This is a genomic window from Actinoplanes awajinensis subsp. mycoplanecinus (genome assembly GCF_001509495.1).
In the GTDB taxonomy this organism is placed as follows: Bacteria; Actinomycetota; Actinomycetes; order Mycobacteriales; family Micromonosporaceae; genus Actinoplanes; species Actinoplanes palleronii.
The window spans coordinates 46,150-61,613 of record NZ_LLZH01000235.1 but is presented as its reverse complement, the minus strand read 5'-3'; the positions used below and the strand labels follow the sequence as shown (position 1 = coordinate 61,613).

At 72.8% G+C, this 15,464-nt stretch carries 15 protein-coding genes; 5 read left to right on the top strand and 10 right to left on the bottom strand.

Going from position 1 to position 15,464, the window contains the following annotated elements:
- Positions 1 to 38: 38 nt before the first annotated feature.
- The 3 genes from ADL15_RS24255 to ADL15_RS24245 all read right to left on the bottom strand — a co-directional run bounded on the left by ADL15_RS24255 (position 39) and on the right by ADL15_RS24245 (position 3,050).
- Complete coding sequence (locus ADL15_RS24255) at positions 39 to 2,294, bottom strand: catalase (protein ID WP_067695581.1); 2,256 nt, start codon at positions 2,292 to 2,294, stop codon at positions 39 to 41.
- Between the two features lie 129 nt (positions 2,295 to 2,423).
- Positions 2,424 to 2,651, bottom strand: coding sequence for a DUF72 domain-containing protein (locus ADL15_RS24250; RefSeq protein WP_067695578.1), 228 nt, complete (start codon positions 2,649 to 2,651; stop codon positions 2,424 to 2,426).
- 3 nt (positions 2,652 to 2,654) lie between these two features.
- Positions 2,655 to 3,050, bottom strand: a complete 396-nt coding sequence (locus ADL15_RS24245; protein WP_067695575.1) for an STAS domain-containing protein — start codon at positions 3,048 to 3,050, stop codon at positions 2,655 to 2,657.
- Between the two features lie 235 nt (positions 3,051 to 3,285).
- Between ADL15_RS24245 and ADL15_RS24240 the strand changes: the two genes are divergently transcribed.
- Positions 3,286 to 3,738 carry a hypothetical protein gene (locus tag ADL15_RS24240; protein WP_067695571.1) on the top strand — a complete coding sequence of 151 codons (453 nt, stop codon included), beginning with the start codon at positions 3,286 to 3,288 and terminating at the stop codon, positions 3,736 to 3,738.
- Between the two features lie 96 nt (positions 3,739 to 3,834).
- On the opposite strand, the gene ADL15_RS24235 is transcribed toward ADL15_RS24240, so the two are convergent.
- Entirely contained in the window at positions 3,835 to 4,476 is a 642-nt protein-coding gene (locus tag ADL15_RS24235; protein WP_067695565.1) for a DUF4360 domain-containing protein, read from the bottom strand.
- A 194-nt stretch (positions 4,477 to 4,670) separates the two neighbouring features.
- On the opposite strand from ADL15_RS24235, the gene ADL15_RS24230 reads away from it, so the two are divergent.
- Complete coding sequence (locus ADL15_RS24230; protein ID WP_067695562.1) at positions 4,671 to 5,831, top strand: alpha/beta hydrolase-fold protein; 1,161 nt, start codon at positions 4,671 to 4,673, stop codon at positions 5,829 to 5,831.
- Here ADL15_RS24230 and ADL15_RS24225 read toward each other — a convergent pair.
- Positions 5,794 to 6,630 (bottom strand): helix-turn-helix transcriptional regulator, encoded by an 837-nt coding sequence (locus tag ADL15_RS24225; protein WP_067695560.1) that lies wholly within the window; start codon positions 6,628 to 6,630, stop codon positions 5,794 to 5,796. The two genes, ADL15_RS24230 and ADL15_RS24225, sit on opposite strands and share 38 nt — an antisense overlap.
- 86 nt (positions 6,631 to 6,716) lie before the next feature.
- Between ADL15_RS24225 and ADL15_RS24220 the strand changes: the two genes are divergently transcribed.
- Positions 6,717 to 7,499, top strand: a complete 783-nt coding sequence (locus ADL15_RS24220; protein ID WP_067695557.1) for an SDR family NAD(P)-dependent oxidoreductase — start codon at positions 6,717 to 6,719, stop codon at positions 7,497 to 7,499.
- A 129-nt stretch (positions 7,500 to 7,628) separates the two neighbouring features.
- Here ADL15_RS24220 and ADL15_RS24215 read toward each other — a convergent pair whose 3' ends face one another.
- From ADL15_RS24215 to ADL15_RS24205, 4 genes are all read right to left on the bottom strand, one after another.
- On the bottom strand, positions 7,629 to 8,705 hold the full coding sequence (locus ADL15_RS24215) for a GGDEF domain-containing protein (RefSeq protein ID WP_067695554.1): 1,077 nt from the start codon (positions 8,703 to 8,705) through the stop codon (positions 7,629 to 7,631).
- A 61-nt stretch (positions 8,706 to 8,766) separates the two neighbouring features.
- Positions 8,767 to 9,030 (bottom strand): hypothetical protein, encoded by a 264-nt coding sequence (locus tag ADL15_RS55580; RefSeq protein WP_232344308.1) that lies wholly within the window; start codon positions 9,028 to 9,030, stop codon positions 8,767 to 8,769.
- 23 nt (positions 9,031 to 9,053) lie between these two features.
- Positions 9,054 to 9,635: an alpha/beta fold hydrolase gene (locus ADL15_RS24210; RefSeq protein WP_232344307.1), complete on the bottom strand. Its 582-nt coding sequence runs from the start codon at positions 9,633 to 9,635 to the stop codon at positions 9,054 to 9,056.
- 132 nt (positions 9,636 to 9,767) lie between these two features.
- The gene (locus ADL15_RS24205; protein ID WP_157441578.1) at positions 9,768 to 10,304 is read right to left on the bottom strand and encodes a hypothetical protein; all 537 of its coding nucleotides are present in this window, start codon (positions 10,302 to 10,304) and stop codon (positions 9,768 to 9,770) included.
- 201 nt (positions 10,305 to 10,505) lie between these two features.
- Between ADL15_RS24205 and ADL15_RS24200 the strand changes: the two genes are divergently transcribed.
- Positions 10,506 to 11,222: a hypothetical protein gene (locus tag ADL15_RS24200; RefSeq protein ID WP_067695548.1), complete on the top strand. Its 717-nt coding sequence runs from the start codon at positions 10,506 to 10,508 to the stop codon at positions 11,220 to 11,222.
- 393 nt (positions 11,223 to 11,615) lie between these two features.
- On the opposite strand, the gene ADL15_RS24195 is transcribed toward ADL15_RS24200, so the two are convergent.
- Positions 11,616 to 12,431: a class I SAM-dependent methyltransferase gene (locus ADL15_RS24195; RefSeq protein WP_067695545.1), complete on the bottom strand. Its 816-nt coding sequence runs from the start codon at positions 12,429 to 12,431 to the stop codon at positions 11,616 to 11,618.
- 90 nt (positions 12,432 to 12,521) lie between these two features.
- On the opposite strand from ADL15_RS24195, the gene ADL15_RS24190 reads away from it, so the two are divergent.
- Positions 12,522 to 15,440 carry a helix-turn-helix transcriptional regulator gene (locus ADL15_RS24190; RefSeq protein ID WP_067695540.1) on the top strand — a complete coding sequence of 973 codons (2,919 nt, stop codon included), beginning with the start codon at positions 12,522 to 12,524 and terminating at the stop codon, positions 15,438 to 15,440.
- The last annotated feature ends 24 nt before the right edge of the window (positions 15,441 to 15,464 follow it).

Sequence of the window (15,464 nt, the reverse complement as noted above, 5' to 3'; positions counted from 1 at the left end):
CGGGGCAGGCCCGTCCTGCGATGTGCGGGCCGTCCGGGTCAGGCCACCGGAGCCGGGAATCGTTCCCAGACCCGGTGCGCGGCCAGCAGCTCGTGCACGGCCGCGAACGCCTCCTCGCCGGTCTTCGCCGTGACCACGCCCGGGGTGTCGGCCACCCCGGTCTCGCGCAGCACGGTGGCACCGGCGCCCCAGGCGCCGACCGCCTTGGCGTGCCGCCAGCACTCCTCGACGAGCAGGAGTACGCGCGGGTCCACGGTGGCGCTGCCGCCGGCCTTCGCGTCGCGGGCGGGCAGCGCGTCCGGTGCCGGTAGCGGTGCGCCGGCGAGCAGCACGGCGTCGAACTCCACCGAGCGGGTGGCCGCGAACGTCCGCTGCACCGCCACGCCGCCGACCTTGCCGCCGTGCGGCGCGATCACCAGCGGCACCATCCCGGCCGCGAAGACCGCGCCGCGGACCGCTTCGAGGTCGTCGAGGTCGCCGTCCGGGTCGACGACGATCCCGATCGTACGACCGTCGCCGGGCCAGGTCTGACCGAGCTGGGACAGCACCGGGCTGGGCGTGACCTCGGCGAGCGGCACGGTGGGCTCGGGCGCGGGCAGGCCCAGCCCGGTGGCCACCCGCTGGCACAGCACCGGATCGACGTTGGCCAGCGACAGCAGCTGACGTTGTTTGATCGCCTGCTCGTAGCACTTGGCGAGTTCGAAGGTGTACGCGCTGATGATGTGTTCCTGCTCGACCGGCGTCATGCTCAGCCAGAACAGTCGTACCTGGCTGTAGTGGTCGTCGAACGACGCCGGGTTCTGCCGGATCTTGGGTGCCTCGGTGACGGTGACCGGCACGTCGACGAACGCGGTCTCGGCGTCGCCGGCCTCGGACGGGTTGCCCCCGTCGAGGGAGTTCGGGTGGTACGGCGCGACACCCCCGTGCACGGCGTGCTGGTGCATCCCGTCGCGGAGCATGTCGTTGACCGGGGCGTGCGGCCGGTTGATCGGGATCTGGTGGAAGTTCGGCCCGCCGAGCCGGGTCAGCTGGGTGTCCAGGTAGGAGAAGAGCCGGCCCTGCAGCAGCGGGTCGTTCGTCACGTCGATGCCCGGCACCAGGTGACCGAGGTGGAAGGCGACCTGCTCGACCTCGGCGTGGTAGTTCGTCGGCGTCCGGTCCAGCACCATCGTGCCGATCGGCTGCACCGGCGCGAGTTCCTCCGGTACGAACTTGGTCGGGTCGAGCAGGTCGATCCCGGCGAAGGTCTCCTCCGGGGTGTCCGGGAAGACCTGCACGCCCAGCTCCCACTCGGGGTACGCGCCGGACTCGATCGCGTCGTAGAGGTCCCGGCGGTGGAAGTCCGGGTCGACGCCCGCGGCGAGCTGCGCCTCCTCCCAGACCAGCGAGTGCACGCCGAGCTTCGGCTTCCAGTGGAACTTCACCAGCACCGTCTCGCCCGCGTCGTTCACCAGCCGGAACGTGTGGACGCCGAAACCCTCCATGGTCCGGTAGGAGCGCGGGATGCCCCGGTCGGACATGTTCCAGATGGTGTGGTGCTGCGCCTCGGTGTGCAGCGAGACGAAGTCCCAGAACGTGTCGTGCGCGCTCTGCGCCTGCGGGATCTCCCGGTCCGGGTGCGGTTTGCCGGCGTGGATGATGTCCGGGAACTTGATCGCGTCCTGGATGAAGAACACCGGGATGTTGTTGCCGACCAGGTCGAACGTGCCCTCGTCGGTGTAGAACTTCGTGGCGAACCCGCGGGTGTCCCGGACCGTGTCCGCCGAACCCCGCGACCCCAGGACGGTCGAGAATCGTACGAAAACCGGGGTTTCCTTGTTCTTCTTCAGGAACCCGGCCCGGCTGAGCTTCGTGGCGGTGCCGTAACCGGTGAACGTGCCGTGCGCGCCGGCGCCGCGGGCGTGCACCACGCGCTCCGGGATCCGTTCGTGGTCGAAGTGGGTGATCTTCTCGCGCAGGTGGTGGTCCTGCAACAGGACCGGTCCGCGCGGCCCGGCCTTGAGCGAGTGGTCGGTGTCGCGCAGCCGCGCGCCCTGCGCGGTGGTGAGGAAGGCGCCCTGCTGACCGTTGTCGGTCGGCGGCGCGCCGGTCTCCGCGCCGGTCGGGGTCCGGGTCTGCGGCGCGCCCTGTTCCGGCTTCGGCGGCAGCGGCTCGCGGGGCGTGGTCGGCTCCTCGAGCGTGGCCGGCGCGCTGCCCGGTGCACCCGGGACCTCGGCGCGGAGAGCGTCGGCGACCTTCTCGGCGGTCTTCGCCACGGCCTTCTTCGCTGCCTTGACGGGCTTGCTGGCATCCATGGTGATGAGATCCTTCGGACGGCGGATTTCCTGACGGAACGGTCAGCGGCTACCCGAGGTCGCGCCCGGCAAACGGCCTTTCCGCGACAAACTCTCCGCCGTCACGCCCAGGCAGTGGTGGCGCGTCGTTCAGGCCAGCAGGTGCCGCAGCGTCCCGGCGTCCCGGACGGCGTCGCCCGCGCCGTCGTTGTCGAAGTAGACGTAGACCTCCCGGTCCCGGCCCGCCCACTCCCGGATGACGGTGTCGAACCGCCGCAGGTAGTGGCCGAGGCGGTCCCGGGCCGGCGTGCCCGGCGGGTAGAGCACGCCGTCCCGGTGCGGGTGACTCCACCCGGAGGTCCCGATCCGTACGGTCATGGGTCAGTGCGGCGCGGACGTCCCGGCCAGCGCGGCGGTCATCGCCTGCGGGACGGTGGCGAACGTGGTGAAGACCGCGCCGAGCCGTGCCGCGTGCAGGACCGCGGTGAAGAACGGTGGCGCACCGGCCAGCAGCACGTCGCCGGATCGCCTGCGGGCCACCTGGGCGGCGGCGACCAGCACGCCGAGCCCGATCGAGTCCACCGCGCCGGCCCGGGTCAGATCCACGATGACCCACGGGTGTGCCGCCAGCGCGGTCTCGAAGGTCGTTCGCAGGCGGGCCGCCACCGACAGGTCGACGTCGCCGATGAGCCGGACCAGGGAAACGCCGTCCAGGGTGTGCGTGACCACCTGGAAATCGTCCGTTTCGTGCTCGTCCGCGACCGGAGTGGCATTCATCGTCAGCCTCCGCTCTTCCCGCGGGCTCCGGTGAGCCGCATGGATAGACATGCCCCGTAAGTCACCTGGTCAATCCCGGGTGTGGCGGTCGTTTTCGCTGGCCGGGCGGCCGATCCCTTGATCCACTTCTCGGTGTCCAAGATCAGCCGAAAGTACTAGATGTCCTTTTAGTCTTACCGATCATCTTCTGTGATGGTTAGTCCAGTCCTGGGGAGGCGGAAAAGAAGGGAAAGACATGACGAAGACGATGCGCCTGCTCACCATGGCAGGCATGGGCCTCCTCGCCGGAGCGACGCTCGCGGCGGGCCCGGCGCAGGCCGCGCCGGCCGCGGGTCAGGCCAAGAACACCACGACGGCGACCACCCAGGGGGCCCGCTGGGGCAGCGACGAGGTCGTCGGTTACTACCGCGATTTCTGGAGCTGCGAGCAGGCCGGCCGCACCGGTGACCGGTTCGGCGCCTGGGAGGACTACGACTGCGTGCGGGTTCGCGTGGGCTTCCGGGGCGGCGCCTTCGCCCTGGTCGTCGACGACAACGACTGGGACGACCGGTGGGACAGCCGGTGGCGTGGCGGTTACTGGCCGAGCAACTGGTCGTACCGTCCGCAGTGGCCGGGCCACCACCGTGGCGGCGACCACCGGGGTCCGGGTGGGCACCGCGGCGGTCCGGGTCACTTCGGTAACCGCTGACCGGCTGCCGGTCCTGCAGATGCGCGCTTGAGTAGAAGCGGGCAGCGGCCCCTCCTCACCACGAGGAGGGGCCGCGTTGCGTTCAGCCCGCCGCGGTCAGCACTTCTTCCAGGCGACCCGGTAGACGGTGTCCAGGTTCCCGTCGGTGGAGTCCATCGTGACGAAGCTGGTCTTCTTCTTGTCCGACGAGCCCGCGGCGACCCGCAGCTCGGTGTTCACGTTGAGGTAGCGCTGCTCCCCGCAGGGCAGGAACGACAACGAGCTGACCGCCACAGTGTCGGTGCGCTGCCAGTCGCTGTCCACCGGCCCGGTGAACGTGTTGCGGCTCTTGGTGGTCTGCCGCTCGCCCTGGAAGTAGTAGAACGCGGTCTGCGTCGCGGACGCGCCGCGCTCCAGGTGCGCGAAACCCCGGTAGTCGGTGTTCGCGATCGCGTACGTGTAGCCCTGCGGCACGTGCACGTTCAACCCGAGCTGACAGTTCTTGCGGAAGTCGGTCGGCTTGGCGCCCGCGCCGACCTGCGCGGTGAACTCGCTGTAGCTGACCGTGAACGCCTTGTTGTCCGGCGAGACGGTCACCGCCGCGGTGCCGAGCGGGCAGCCGGAGCCGTTCGCGGACACCACGTCGATGACCATGTCGTCGCTCGGCACCGGCGGTCGGGCCGGTGCGGCGCTTGCCGGTGTGGCGGCGCCGGCGAGGGTGGCGAGGAGGGCGGCGCCGGTGGCGAGTGCGATACGCATGGTGGAACCTTTCCGAGCTGGCGGTCGTGACGATCGTGGTTGGCCAACCGCAACGGAACGTACTTTCCACCCGCATATCCCGCAAAAGCCCCGATGCCTGCTCGCGGCGCGTAAAGGTAATACTGTCGCAAATCGTGCATGATCGACTCGTTGGTAGTGTCTGTTTGGCGGATCGTCGACGAAGGGTCTGGTTCATGCAGCGGAGAGCACTGCTCAAGGGCGTCGCGGGCGCCCTGATGTTCTCCGGGGTCGCGGCCTGCTCGGCGCAGTCCGGCACGGTGGCCGCCAACACGAGCGCCATCGCGATCACCCGGGTCGACGGCGACGGGCAGAAGTTCATCGCGGTCGCGGTGCAGTTCACCGAGCCGATCGCCACCGCGAAGCTGAGCGCCGCGGCGTTCACCGTCGACGGCCGGACCGTGACGAAGGTGTACGCGAACACCGCCGCGGCGGTCGCCGAGCAGGGCGCCGACGGCCGGTTCGTGATCGTCGAGCTGTCCCCGGACGACGAGGGCGCCGCGCTGTGGACACCGGCCTCGGGCGGTGCGGCACCGAAGATCACGATGGCGGCCACCTCGGTCACCAAGGTCGGCGCGGTCACCGCGGTCAGCGGCACGGTCTTCGAGCCCACCGACACCGCCGTGCCGGTCAGTTCGGTGGTCAGCCCGATCGTGGACGACTTCAAGCAGCTGTCCTTCGCGGACCCGGCCACCGGGCAGACCCTGCCGTACAACCTGTTCGTGCCGAAGGGCTACGACCCGGCCAAGGCGTACCCGCTGGTGCTCTACCTGCACGGTGCGAGCGTGGCCGGTGCCGGGGCCAAGGGCGCGCTGGTGCAGGGCCTCGGCGCGGTCGCCTGGGCGAGCCCCGCCGACCAGGCGAAGAACCCGGCGTTCGTGCTCGCCCCGCAGTACGCCACCGCCGCGAGCGGCGACGCCGGCACCACACTGAACCTGCTCACCGCGCTCGCCGGGCAGTACAACCTCGACAAGTCGCGGCGGTACGTCACGGGTCAGTCGACGGGCGCGACCCTGGCGCTCGGCATCACCGCCGCGCACCCGGACCTGTTCGCCGCCGCCTATGTGGTGGCCGGCCAGTGGCCCGCCACGCTGCCGAAGAAGCCCCTGTGGATCCTGGCCGGCGAGGGTGCCACCCCGGCCTCCCCGAGTCCGGCCGCCCACGCCACCTGGCCGAGCACCGCCACCGCCGCCGACGTGGCCGCCCTGGAAGCGAAGAAGGCCACCGTCAACGTCGTGGGCATCACCGGCGGCTCGGCGGAGCAGGTGGCCTACACCCTCCCCGGCATCCGCGAATGGATCATGAAACAGGCCACCGCTCCGACCCCAGCACAGTGAGCAGCGCGAGGGCCTCGGCGCTGGGTGAGCCCACCGGCGCGGTGTAGAGCACCAGGTGCTGGTCCCGGTCGTCGAGGGTGAGCGTGTCGCAGTCCACCGTCACCTCGCCGACGACCGGGTGCCGGAACGTCTTGGTGAGCATCGGCGCGGCCTGCACGTCGTGCCGCTCCCAGAGCCGCGCGAAATCGGCGCTGCCGTCGCGCAGCTCGTCGACGAGTGAGGTGACCGCCGGATCGGACGGGTACCGGGCCAGGGTGAGCCGCAACTGCATGACGACGTGGTGCCGGAACTCGGAGGCGTCGCTGACGCCGTAGAGCGGGCCCGGCTCCAGGAACGCTCGGCGGGCCAGGTTGCGGTCGCGGGGCGCGAGCTCGGTGAAGTCCTCCATCAGCGCCGCCGCGAGCGGGTTGCAGGCGAGCACCTCGAACGCCGCGGACGTCACCAGCCCGGCGGTCTGCGGCAGCCGTTCCAGCAGCGCGAGGATGCTCGGCCGCACGTCGCGCCGGTGCAGCCCGGTGCGGCTCGGCGCGGTCCCGGCGAGCACGTGCAGGTGATCGGACTCGGCGCCGGTGAGCCGCAGCGCCCCGGCGATCCCGGCCAGGACCTCACCCGACGGCCGTGGTGCCCGCCCCTGCTCGAGCCGCACGTAGTACTCGGTGGAGATGTGCGCGAGCACCGCGACCTCCTCCCGGCGCAGCCCCGGCGTGCGGCGTCGCGCCCCGGACGGCAGAGACACGTCCTCGGGCCGCAGCCGCTCCCGGCGGGTCCGGAGGAACGCCCCGAGTTCCTGCTTGTTCATGTCGCAAGTGTGCCCGGCGCCCGGCGGCCGAGCCTGGTACCACTTGTGCCTGTATCCACCCGGCCGGCCGCACCAGCCTTGTCGGCATGACCCAGCACAGCGACTCCACCCCGATCGGCCTGCTCACCGGCAAGGTCGTCTTCATCACCGGCGCCAGCCGAGGCATCGGCGCGGCGGCGGCCCGGCTCTTCGCCGCCGAGGGTGCCGCGGTCGTCCTCGCCGCCCGCTCCACCGATGCGCTCGATCAGATCGTCAAACAGATCCGCGCCGACGGCGGCACCGCGGACGCCGTACCGATGGATCTGGCCGATCGTGGCAGCATCCGCGCCGCCGTCGACCGGGTCGCCCAGCTGCACGGCCGTCTGGACGGCGCCTTCAACAACGCCGCCGCGATCCAGCAGCCCGGCCCTCTCGACACCACCAGCGACGAGGACATCGACCTGCAGTTCACGGTCAACTTCCGCGCGCACTGGACCGCGATGACCGCCGAGGCCGAGCTGATGCGCGGCACCGGTGGCGGCGCGATCGTCAACACGTCCAGCATCGGCAGCCGGCGCGCCAACCCGGCGCTCCCCGCGTACGGCGCGATGAAACGCGCCCTGAACAGCATCACCGAGACGGCCGCGGTCACCTGGGCCGGCCAGGGCATCCGGGTCAACGGGATCACCCCGGGCGGCACCGCGACCGAGATGATCGACGCGTGGGAGGCGGCCACCCCGGGGATCAAAGCGCAGATCAACGCGAGTTCCCCGACCGGCCGGATGGCCGAGCCCCGGGAGGTCGCCGAGGTGGCCGCGTGGCTGCTGAGCGACCGGGCCTCGATGGTCACCGGCGCGATCGTCCCGGTCGACGGCGGCGCCGGAGCCTGACCGCGCCTCTCCAGGTCCGCCGCCGGCTTGCGATCGCGGCGCCGTCCGGGTCACCGCCATTGATCGTACGATCAGAAAAGCGCACCCTCCCGTCACCCGGCGGCGGACCTCGCCCGCACCTGGTCGATGTCAGTCGACGTGCAGGGCCTGGCGCTCGGCGCCGGACAGCTCGCCGACCCGCCCCCGACCGGCGCGCTTGGCCGCGTAGAGGGCGGTGTCGGCGCTGATGTAGAGGTCACGCACCGAACCGGTGTGCTGGTGGGCGTGCGCGGCGCCGGCGCTGATCGACAGGGCGAGCCGGCGCCCGTCGGCCAGCGGCAACGGCTGGTCGTGGATGGTGCTGACGAAGTCCCGGGCGCGGCTGAGCGCGGTCTCGTAACTGCAGCCCGTCATCAGGACGGCGAGTTCGTCCCCGCCCATCCGGGCCAGCACGTCCTGCGGCCGGCACCGGGCGGACAGCACCGCTGCGATGTGCACCAGCGCGTCGTCGCCGACGGCGTGCCCGTACGTGTCGTTGATGGTCTTGAACTTGTCGACGTCGATCAGGACGAGCGCGGTGCCGGTGTCCGAGGTGGCGCTGGAGATCGCGCTGACCGCGTCGTCGAGGACCCGCCGGGTGACCAGGCCGGTCAGCGGATCGACCGACGCCTGCCGGCGCAGCTTCTCGACGAGTCGCTGCTGGGTGACCATGGCCCGGGTCAGCACCGAGCCCATCAGGATCAGCATGCCGCCGGTGAACGCCAGGTCGGTGAGCGCCTCCTCGAGCGGGAGCAGCCGGCCGACCACGATCGCGTCACCGCCGATCGCGGCCGCGGTGACCAGCACGGACCCCGGCACGCGCAGGTGCACGGCGGCGTAGAGCACCGGCATGGTGAAGAAGATCTGCCCGGTCACCCCGGCGTCGGCGGTGCCCAGGTCCAGCACGACGACACCGGCCACGCCGAGCAGCGGCCCGGCCACGCAGAGGCTGGCGGCGCGCTCCGGTCGCAGCGCGAGCACGGTCAGGCAGAACAGGGCGAGCACGATGCCGCACCCGAGCTGCAGCGGGTCGAGCCCGCCGTCGCCGAGCAGCGCGGCGGTGAAGAACACCGCGGTACACGTACCGATCATGATCATGATCCACAGGCGGGCCGGTGCCGCCTGTCGCGGCCCGAGCCCGCGCAGCACGACCGCGGGCCAGGTGGACGGTCGCGTCACAGCACCCATACCCACACCATCGGCCCCGGCAGCCGCCACCTGACCGGTTGGGTCTCGGTGGCGGCGCGGCTCACGGCGCGAGGAAGCCGAGCAGTGCCTCGGCCACCTGGCCGGGCGCCTGCTCGGCCTGGTGATGCCCGGAGTCGACGACCCGGTGGGTCAGCGGCCGGGCCAGCCACGGCGCCCAGATCGCCGCCGGGTCGCCGTGGATGTCCAGGTCGTCGCCGGCGGCCTCCAGCAACAGCACGGGGCAGGTGACCTGACGGCCGGCGGCCCGGTCGGCCTCGTCGTGCTCCCGGTCGATGCCCAGGCCGGCCCGGTAGTCCTCGCACATGCCGTGCACGACGGCCGGGTCGGTCAGGGCCGCCAGAGGTCGGCGTGGTTGCCGGCGCCCATCGCGCCGGGCTCCGGTGTGGTGTACCAGGCGTGCGGGTCGGCGCAGATCACTCGCTCGGCGGGCTTGTCGGTCTGGCCCAGGAACCACCAGTGCCACCAGGCCTGGGCGAACGTCGCGTCGGTGCGCTCCAGATGCTCGACCAGCGGCAAGGAGTCCATCACCACCAGGTGCGATACCAGGTCGGGACGGTCCATCGCGGTCCGGAACGCCACCGGGGCACCCCGGTCGTGGCCGACGACGGCGAACCGCTGATGACCGAGACGGGCCATCAACCGCACCACGTCGAGGGCCATCGCGCGCTTGCTGGACTGGGCATGCCGCGGCTCGTCCGGCGGGAGCGTCGATCCGCCGTAGCCGCGGAGGTCGGGTGCCACCACCAGGTGCCGCTCGGCGAGCAGTGGGGCGACCCGATGCCACGTGGTGTGGGTCCGCGGATGGCCGTGCAGCAGGACCACCGGGGTGCCGGCGCCGCCGTACCGTACCCGGACGCTCACCTCGCCGAGGTCGACGTGCTCGAGCCGGAAACCGTCGAACATCGTCATGAACCGCGGATGACCGCTCCCACTCCCGGCCAAACCGGTTTCACGCGGGAAACTTCCCGCCGGTGGATGCGTGAGGGACGATCCGCCGCCTGACAAGCGAGCCGGTGCGGGCGAGACGGGTGGCCGTGGCGATCACCGGTTGCGGACGATAATCGGAACGTCGATCTGGCCGACCGCGCCGCCGGAAACCTTAACCCATTTATCGGTGCTGCACGTCACGGTGCTGGAGAATACCTGGAAGCTCCGGTGGCTCAGGCAGTAGAAGCCGTCAGAATCGGGCCAGCCGTATCTGCCCTTGGTGCTCTCGCCCGGGTTGAGCGTGCCGATACCATTACTCAGAATGCACGTCGTGGTATTGAAGTCCTTGCAGGCATTGAAAGAACCGCCGGCGATGGACGACCGGCTGTTGACGATGTTGGCGTCGCCCGGTGCCAGCGCGCTGCGCGGTGCGGCGCTGGTGGTGACCGGGGTGGGTGCCTTCGCACCGGCGGTGGCCGGGGTGATCTGGAAAGCGCCCGCACCCTCGGCGGTGAGCTGCACCGCTCCGATGAGAACGGTCGTGAATTGCGGGCTGTCGGGAGTCGCGGCCGCGGCCGGTGTGGCTACCGTGGCGCCGACAACAATGCTGAGGGCCGCTGTGGCGTACCGCGGGATGCGTTGATGAGTCATAGGGCCAATCTACCTTTGGCATAGAGACTTAACAATATTGAAACATGATAATGGCGCTGGTAGGGTGCCGCGACCATGCCTCGGCGCCCCCGACGTGAATGAGAGAATAGGAACCTGTGGTCGCCATTCTCCGCGGCCTGACCTGCGGCCTGATCCGTCGCACAATTGATCAACCAGACCGGCTGGCTAACCTTGGCGCTCATGAGTTACGCGGGAAGCATCAGGCCGGTCGTCGATCGGCTCTACATCGGGGTCCGGGCGAGCGCCCGCGAGCGGGTCCTCGCCGTCTACGCCGCGCACGGCCTGCGGCCCGGCTTCGAGTCCAGCTTCTACTTCGGTCTGCTGGCCCGGCCGATGCCGGCCGACGGTTTCGCCGCGGCGACCACCTACGGCGGGGCGGACATGACCGGCGAGCTGGAGCAGGGCATCGCGGAGGTCGACGCCGACGGGACCTGGCGGCTCACCGACCGGGGCCGGGCCGCGGCCCTGGCCGTGCAGCAGGCGCTCGGCGACACCGCGGCCGAGCGCTGGAGTCCCGGCCCGCCCTTCGACACCGTGCTCCCCGGCCCGGCCTCGGTGCCCCGCCTGGCCGACCTGGTCGGCCGCCTCCTGGCAGCAGGTCAGGCCACCGGCGGCCCGGCCTTCCGCGCGCTGGCCCCGGTCCACGAGCCCCCGGACGCGTCCCCCGCGGTCCGCTTGACCACGAGGCTGGGCGCGCTCCGCCACCACCGCGCCGACGCCCACCGCGCGGCCTGGCAAGCGGCCGGTCTGACCGTCGACCAGGTGCGCGCCCTGCCCGCCGGCCCGGAACGCCAAGCCCTCGAGGACGAGACCAACCGCCGCGACGAGCCGATCTACCAGGCCCTCGACCAGCACGAACGCCTCGAGCTGCTGGCCGGCCTAGGCGCCCTGCCCTAACCCCTCGACCCCGGACCACCGTCCCCTTCCCGGCACGGCAACAAAGCACTCGCCCGCAACCCAAGTCCCGCAGTGCCCGCGCGCCAGCCCCCTGCCACCCCGGACCGCAGCGCGCTCCAGGGTCCCCGGCTGGCTCTCAGGGGTGTCTCACGGCCCGTGAGACACCCCTGAGAGCCAGCCAGAACCGCGACGTGCGTGGCGGCCCGGACCGGTTGCGGTCTCGGCTGGTGTTGATGGCCGTCTCGGGAGCCGTGAGGCGACCGTGACCACCAGCCGGGGTCGGGAGGCGCCAAGCGGTCCCGGGTGGTGCGGACGTGGCGCGCGACCGGCCCGGAGCGTGGCTTGTAGCCCGCGGCGGGGCGCTCCACGGTCGTACCGAAAAAAGCGAAGCGGTCAGGACCTGCGCTTCCAAGCGGCGAGCAGCAGCGGCAGCAGCACGGCGTGGTCGGGATGCTCGGCGGTGTCGTGGTGCAGCGTGGCGATGGCCTGCTCGGACGCGGCCGGGGTGATCAGGCCGCGTGCGTGGGCGAGCGGGAGCAGGCTGCGGTAGACGGATTCCAGGATCGGGGCGCCGGCCGCGATCGGCACCAGCCGGCCGGCGACGTCGGTGCCGTCCGGGGCGCCGACGCCGGAACGGGCCATCAGGTAGGGCAGCCGGGCGCCGGCGTGCACGTCGCAGCCGGCCAGCCCGAACGCGTCGATCAGCAGGCGGGTCATCGCGTCCGCGTTGGCCAGCGGCGGCATGACGCCCGCGGTGCGCATGTCGTAGTCCTGGATCAGCAGGTGGCCGCCGGGCGCGACCGCCTGCCAGAGCCGGCGCAGCGCCGCGGCCTGGTCGTGCAGGTGGAACAGCAGCAGCCGGGCGTAGACCAGGTCGTACGGCCCGCCGGGTACCGGTTCGTCGGCGGTCAGGTCGTGGACCCGCACGTGGCACTGGGTGTGGCCGTCCCGGTGCAGCGCGGCCTCGGCCGCCGCGCCCATCGCCGGGTCGATGTCCAGGCCGGTGACCGTGCCGGACGGGCCGGTACGGTCGGCCATCTGGCGCATCGTCTCGCCCGGCCCGCACCCGGCGTCCAGGCAGCGGGCGCCGGGCTTGACGCCGATGTGGTCCAGCAGCCGGGCGGTGTCGGACTCCCAGAGGCGGGCCTGGGCGCGGACACGGTCGTATTCGGCGGGCGTGTGGCCCAGCGCGTAGTCAGTGGTGTTCATCCTCTGAGACTCGGCACCGGCCGGCCGGGTTGAATCGTGGATCCGACCACGAGGTTACGGGCGGGGCCGGCACCCCGTACGGTCGGCGGCATGCCGCGCACCCTGGTGCAGCGCGATGCCGAGCTGGCGATGCTCGATCTCCGGCTCGGGCAGGTGCGCGCGGGCGCCGGTGCGGTGATCGTCGTGGACGGGCCGGCCGGGATCGGCAAGTCCAGTCTGCTGGCCGCGGCCGGGAGCCGCGCGGCGGCGAGCGGGCTGCGGGTGCTGACCGCGTGGGGTGGTCCGCTGGAACACGACGCCGGGTGGGGGATCGCCCGGCAGCTGTTCGCTCCGCTGTGGCAGAGCCGGGAGTGGGACGCGCTGGTGATGGGTGCCGCGGCGCCGGCCCGGCGAGCGCTGGACGCCGACCTGGCCGCGCCCGCGCCGACCGGTGACGCCATGCACGCCGCGGCACACGGGCTGACCTGGCTGACCTGCGGTCTCGCCGCGCGGTCCGGGACCGTGCTGGTCGTCGACGACGTGCACTGGGCCGACGCGCCGTCGCTGCGCTGGCTCGGGCAGCTGTCCCGGCGGCTGGCCGGTCTGCCGCTGGGCATCCTGTGCGCGGTGCGCTCCGGTGAGCCGCCGGCCGAACCGGATCTGCTCGCCGAACTGCTGGCGGCGGCCGGCCCGCCGGTGCGGCCCGCGGCGCTGCGGCCGGACGCGGTACGACTGATCCTGCGCGAGCGGCTGCCCGCGGCGGGGCCGGAGTTCGTGCTCGCCTGTCACGCGGCGACGGCCGGCAACCCGTTCCTGCTCGGGGCACTGCTCGGCCACCTCGCCGCGGAGGGGCTGGCGCCGAACGGCGACGTCGCGGCGCGGATCGGGCGCCTCGGCGACTTCAGCGCCGACCCGATCGCGGTCGCCGCCGCGGTCGCCGCGCCCCGATCCGCCGGCCCGATCCGCGACTTCGGGCCGGAGCAGGTGGGCCGGGCCGTGGAGCGCCAGCTCGCCCGGATGCCGGCCGGGGCCGCGGAGCTGGCGCGGGCGTTCACCGTTCTCGGGCGGGGTGCGCTGCTCCGGCACGCCCGGGACCTGTCCGGTTGTGACCATGAGCGAGCGGTGCTGCTCGCGGACCGGCTGCGGGTGGCGGGGCTGCTGACCGGCGGTGCCGACGGGTACCGGCTGGTCCATCCACTGGTGGCCGGGGCAATCTACGGCGGGCTGCCGCCGGGGGAGCGGGCGCTGTGGCACGCCCGGGCGGCGCGCCTGCTGACCCGGGAGCGGGCCGACCCGGAGACCGTCGCGCTGCACCTGCTGCGCACCGAACCCGCTGGTGAGGCCAGTACGGTCAGCGCGCTGAGCACGGCCGCCGACCGGGCCTGGCGCCGCGGGGCGCCGCAGAACGCCGCGACGTTCCTGCGGCGGGCGCTGGCCGAGCCGCCGGCCGGGACGGACGACGAGGCCGAGCTGCGCGGACGGCTCGGCCTTCTCGCCGCCGAGCAGGTCCAGCCGCAGGCATGCCGGTTGCTCGCCGACGCCGTGGACCATGCGACCGATCCTGATCAGCGTGCCCGGATCTCGCTGGCCGGGGCGCGGGCGCTGGGGCTGGCCGGGTACGCCGACGAGGCGCTGCGCCTGTGCCGCACCGTCCTGGACCACCCGGCCGGCGCGGATCCGGAGCTGCTCGACCGGCTCGAGGCGGAACTGGTCGCCGACGCGTGGCTGGACGCCACCGAGGCCGCCGACGCGCGCGAGCGCACGGCGCGGGCGGCGGCGTCGGCGCTGCCGCTCTGGAACGTGCACCGCGGTCACCTGGCGACGATCGAGGGCCGCCCGGCGCGTGAGGCGCTGGCCCTGCTGCGCAGCGTGACGGACGTGGAGAGCGACTCGCTGCTGGCAACGTTCGTCAAGTTCGGCCTGGTCGCGGCGGAGGACCTGGACACCGTACGGGCGCTGTGCGACGCCCTGATCGAGCAGGCGCGCCCGCGGGGGTGGATGACCGCGCTCGCGCACGGCAGCTTCATCCGGGCGCATGCGCTGGTGCAGGCCGGCCGGGTGCGGGAGGCGGTGACCGACGCCCGGTTCGCGTTCGAGTTCAAACTCGCCAACAGCCCGGCGCCGGGTGTGGTGTGGGCGCTGTTCCCGCTGGTGGACGCGCTGGTCGAGGCGGACGAGCCGGCCGCGGCGCAGGCGGCGCTGGTCGCGGCGGGGATGACCGGTGCGGCGGCCGCGCCCGCGCCCGGGTCGCTGCCGGGCACCGCGGCCGAACCACAGCCCGGCAAGCTGCGGACCGCGATGTTCCTGGAGCGCCGGGCCCGGCTGCACCTGGCCCGGCACCGCCCCGCCGACGCGCACGCCGACCTGACCGCGGCGGCCGCGAGCTGGCACGCTCTGGGCGTACGCCATCCTGGTCTCGCCTCCTGGCGGGTCGACGACAGCCTGGCGCTGACCGCCCTCGGTGACCCACCGGCGGCCCGCCGTCGTGCCGAGGAGCACCTCGGCCTCGCGGCCCGCCTCGGCCTGCCCGGCCCGCGGGGCGCCGGACTGCGCGCGCTGGCCCGCACGGTGGCTCCGGCCGAGGCGATCCCGCTGCTCACCCAGGCCGCGCACCTGCTCGCCGGGTCACCGGTCCGGCTGGAGTACGCCCGCATCCTGGTCGACCTCGGCGCCGCGATGCGCCGCACCAACCAGCGCGCCGCCGCCCGCGAACCGCTGACCCAGGCCCTCGACCTGGCCGACCGCGGCGGCATGCGGCTGATCGCGGCCCGGGCCCGGCAGGAGCTGCTCGCCGCCGGCGGCCGCCCCCGGCGCGCGGTGGTCACCGGGCCGGGCGCGCTGACCCCGTCCGAGCACCGGGTCGCGGTACTGGCCGCGCTCGGGCACACCAACCGGGAGATCGCCGATCAGCTCTTCGTGACCCGGCGGACGGTGGAGACCCACCTGACCCACGCGTTCCAGAAACTCGCCGTGACGAGCCGCGCCCAGCTCGCCACCAGCCTGCCGGGAGCGCTGACGGCAACGTCTTGACAATGTTCTGGAAACGATTCCAGA